3 protein-coding genes are annotated in these 4,203 nt (G+C 68.2%); 2 read left to right on the top strand and 1 reads right to left on the bottom strand.

The features are described 5' to 3' along the window. Positions 1-307: 307 nt before the first annotated feature. Positions 308-2,068 carry an OmpA family protein gene (locus tag JWQ89_RS17155; protein WP_299642949.1) on the bottom strand — a complete coding sequence of 587 codons (1,761 nt, stop codon included), beginning with the start codon at positions 2,066-2,068 and terminating at the stop codon, positions 308-310. A 221-nt stretch (positions 2,069-2,289) separates the two neighbouring features. On the opposite strand from JWQ89_RS17155, the gene nadC reads away from it, so the two are divergent. Both nadC and cysQ read left to right on the top strand, forming a co-directional pair. Beyond that, entirely contained in the window at positions 2,290-3,156 is an 867-nt protein-coding gene (gene nadC, locus JWQ89_RS17150) for a carboxylating nicotinate-nucleotide diphosphorylase (protein ID WP_299642947.1), read from the top strand. After that, positions 3,153-3,962 (top strand): 3'(2'),5'-bisphosphate nucleotidase CysQ, encoded by an 810-nt coding sequence (gene cysQ / locus JWQ89_RS17145; RefSeq protein ID WP_299642945.1) that lies wholly within the window; start codon positions 3,153-3,155, stop codon positions 3,960-3,962. The genes nadC and cysQ overlap by 4 nt, the downstream gene beginning before the upstream one ends. Positions 3,963-4,203: the final 241 nt, after the last annotated feature.

Here is a 4,203-nt window from a genome sequence, read left to right as displayed (position 1 = left end):
CGCTCGCGGGCGGTGAGCTTGCCCTTCTTATGCTGCGCGTCGATACGCTTCTGGCCACCGCCGAGTCGCGCCTCGCTCCGCCGCTGTTCGAGCGCGGCGATGATCTTTTGCATGAAGTCCCCTGCCTTAGTCGCGGCGGCAGCATACATGCTCCGCCGGATGGGGGAAGACCCCGGCGTCTGGGGGTGTGGGACCGCCGAGGGGCAGCTCCCGCGGGGGCGGTTTCCAATCCGAGCCGAAGCACCTAGGCAAAAAAAGAACCCGGGCCGATGTGGCCCGGGTTCGGAGTTTGGAGGTCAGCTCGCGGTCAGGTCGCGCTGGGGGTGACCAGCGAGGTGATGCGGCGGACGGTGGCGCGGCGGTTGGCACGCTCCTCGCCGTCGGTCTGCACCTTCAGGTAGCGCTCGCCATAGCCCTGCGTGGTGAGGTTCTCCGGCGGAATGTCGTAGAACTCGCTGAGCAGGTTGGCGATGGTTTCGGCACGCTGGTCGGAGAGGATGAGATTGGCATCGTCCGGGCCGACTGCGTCGGTGTGACCTTCGATGAGGAAGGTCTCGCCGGGGTTGCGCGCGAGGATCGCCTTCATTGCGGCGGCAACCTTGCTGAGCGAACCCACCTGGTCGCGGCCGAGCTGGGCCGAGCCAGTTTCGAAGGTCAGGTCGCCGATCTCGACGCGGCGGACCGTGTCGCGGATACGGGCCGAGCGCTTGACTTCGTCGACCGTATAGACCCGATCGAACTTCTCGAGCGGCGGCTCGCTGAGGAACTGCTCGATCTGGCCTTCGTCCGAGTTATCGGCGTACAGCACATAGTCCGCGATCGGGACCGGCAGGTAGAAGGGCGGCAGGTCGTCGCCCGGATCACGCCAATCGTGGTCGCGGTCGTCGTCGGCGGCGAACACGAGGATGATGCGCGTGCCGTCCGGCAGCACCTTGACGCGGCGGATGACCTCGCCCTGGCGGTTCCAGACGGTGATGATGCGCGTGCCGTCGGCACGGATCACCGTCTGCCGCACACGGCCGTTCTCGAGCTGCTCGTAGGTGACGTCGCTGTCGCGGCCGAGGCGGTCGCGATCCTGATAGGGCGTGAAGATGTTGATCTGCACGCCGATATTGATGATCAGCCGATTGTCCTCGGACTCCTTGACCACCTTGACGGTGGGGGGCAGCTCGGGGGCGGGCAGTTGCTCGATCGGCTCACCCTTGGTGGCAACGGCAGCCTCAATCTCGGCGGGCGGCGGCGGCGGAGCTGCCTGGGCGTCGGCATCGGATGCCGGCGGCGGGGTTTCGGCAGCCGGCGGTGCGGCCGGCGGCGGTGCCTCGGCGCCGGCCTTCATGGCGTCCTTGGCGCTGTCGAGCACCGGAGCGACCGGCGCGTCGGGCGTCTGCTGGTCCGGGACGACTTCGAGCGGCTGGCCAGATTGGTCGGCAGCAGGAGTCTCGGCCGCAGGGGTTTCGGTCGCAGGGGCTTCGCCTGGCTGGGCCGGAGTGGCAGGAGTGGCGGCGGGTGCACCACCCATCAGGGCGAGACACTCGTCGAGCGACTGGATGCCGAGACGGTTGCATTCGGCGAGGAATGCCGCCTCGGCCGCGACGGTCGCTTCGTCATTGGTGCCGGAGCTGGCCGCGATATAGGCCTGGTAGGCGGCGATGAGGGCCGGATCGCTGGCCGGCGAAGGCTGCTCGGCGGGCGCCGGCTCGGCGGCAGGCTGTTCGGCCGGTGCCGGTTCGGCGGCAGGCTGCTCGGGGGCGGGCTGCTCGGCGGCCGGAGGGGCCGGCTCTGCAGCGGGCGGTGCGGGTTCGGCGGCCGGAGGAGCAGGCTCCTCGGCGGGGGCCGCGGGCTCTTCGGCCGGCGGAGCGGGTTGCTCGGTGGCAGCGGCGCCGGTGGCCATGGCGATGCACTCGTCGAGGCTGGGAGCGCCGACGCGCTGGCATTCGGCGAGGAAGGCGGCCTCGGCGGCGGCCTTGGCATCGGCGTCGGTGCCGCTGCTGGCTTCGACATAGGCGTTATAGGCAGCTGCCAGTGCCGCATCCTGCGCCAGCGCCGGAAGCGGTAGCAGAGACAGCATGCATAGGCTCGTCGTGGTCAGCAACAATCGCTTGAGTTGCATTGTTTTTCTCCGTTCTTTTTATGATGCAACAGCCTACCCACCCGGAACTGCGCAACGTCCAAACGACTACGGCGCCTAATTGTTCCGGTTTCGGCGACAATGGGCGCGATGTGCGACCGCGGGTGGCATTGCCTGACGGGACTGGCTCGCGTAAACCGACCCGCCACAAGAGCCCCGCCATGCCGTACACCTCCCCTATCGGCGCCCTGCCCCCTGCCCTCGTCGAGGATGCGGTGCGACGCGCGCTGGGCGAGGACCTGGGGCTCGCCGGCGACCTCACCTCGCAGGCGACGATCCGGGCGGATGCGACGGCGACCGCGACGCTTTCGGCGCGCGAGGGCGGGGTGATTGCCGGGTTGCCGGTGGCGCTCGAAGTGTTCCGGCAGCTAGGCGGCGGGGTCGGGTTCGATGCGCGGGTCGCGGATGGGGCGGCGGTGGCGAAGGGCGATATCGTCGCGGTGGTGTCGGGCGATGCGCGGCAGCTGCTGGCGGGGGAGCGGACGGCGCTCAATTTCCTCAATCATCTGAGCGGCATCGCGTCGCTGACGCGACAGTTCGTCGATGCGGTGGCGGGGACGAAGGCGCGGATCTGCGATACGCGGAAGACGCTGCCGGGGCTGCGGGCGTTCGAGAAGTATGCGGTGCGGTGCGGCGGGGGCTCGAACCATCGCTACGGGCTGAGCGACGGCATCCTGATCAAAGACAACCATGTCGCGGTGGCCGGCGGGGCGGGCCAGGCGTATCGCGCGGCGCGGGCGGCGGCGGGGCACCTTGTCGCCATCGAGATCGAGGTGACGACGCTGTCCGAACTCGAGGAAGTGCTCGAGGCAGGGGCGACGATCGTCATGCTCGACAACATGGACAACGAGCTGCTGAAGGCGGCGGTGCGGCTCAATGACGGGCGGGCGCGGCTCGAAGCATCGGGCGGGGTGACGCTCGAGCGGGTGCGCGGCATCGCCGAAACCGAGGTCGACTATATCTCGTCGAGCCAGATCACCATGGGCGCAAAGCCCCTCGACCTTGGACTGGACGTGGAAATCCGATGAGCCTCGACATCACGGAACTGATGAACCTCGCTGCGATGGCGGCGTCCGAGGCGATACTCGGGGTGTATCGGCGCGAGTTCGTGGCGATCGAGAAGGCCGACGGCTCGCCGGTGACGGAGGCGGACCAGAAGGCCGAGGCGATCATCCTCGCGCATCTGGCGGCGACCGGCCTGCCGGTGCTGGCCGAGGAGAGCGTGGCGGCTGGGCATATCCCGGAGCTCGGAGAGCGCTATTTCGTCGTCGACCCGCTCGACGGCACCAAGGAGTTCTTGAAGCGCAACGGCGAGTTCACCGTGAATATCGCCTATTGCGAGGCGGGGCGGCCGGTAAGTGGCGTAGTGCTGGCGCCGGCGACGGACGCGATCTACTGGGGCGGGCCGAAGGGGGCGTTTTCGGGGCGGGTAGTCGAGGGGACGATCACCGACCGGCGGGCGCTGCGGGTGAGCGAGACGGCACATCCGCTCAGGATCGTCGCCAGCCGGTCGCATGGGCACGCGGCGCTGGCGGAGCTCTGTGATACCCTGGAAGAGACCGAGGACGTGTCGGTGGGCTCGTCGCTGAAGTTCTGCCTGCTGGCTACCGGGGAGGCGCAGCTTTACCCGCGGTTTACCCCGACTTCAGAATGGGACACCGCGGCGGGACAGGCCGTGCTGCAGGCGGCGGGCGGCGTGGTGCTGGGTTTGGACGGGGTGCCGCTCACCTGCGGGCACCGCGACGCGCAGTTCCTCAATGCGTGGTTCGTGGCGGCGGCGAGCCGGGAACTGGCGCTGAAGGCGGTGGCCGAAATGGTGCGGCTGGCGGGGTAAGACGACAGTCAAGCCGGTGGTTGTGGACCCCCACCCCTGTCCCCTCCCCGCAAGGGGGAGGGAGACCAGAACAGCTGTATTTGCGGGTAACTGTTAGTATTCAAACGGTTACGCCATGAAGAAAACGCATGGCAGCTCCGCTTTTGGCCCTTGTTGCGCTTTGTTCCGCCTCCATATAGAGGACCGGCATATGCTGGACCGTCATATGCCGGCCGGATAGGGAACCATGAACGTCAGAACC

Origin of the sequence: Devosia sp., from assembly GCF_028290645.1 — a bacterium.
Classification (GTDB): Bacteria; Pseudomonadota; Alphaproteobacteria; order Rhizobiales; family Devosiaceae; genus Devosia_A.
This window is presented reverse-complemented; position numbering and strand designations above follow the sequence as displayed.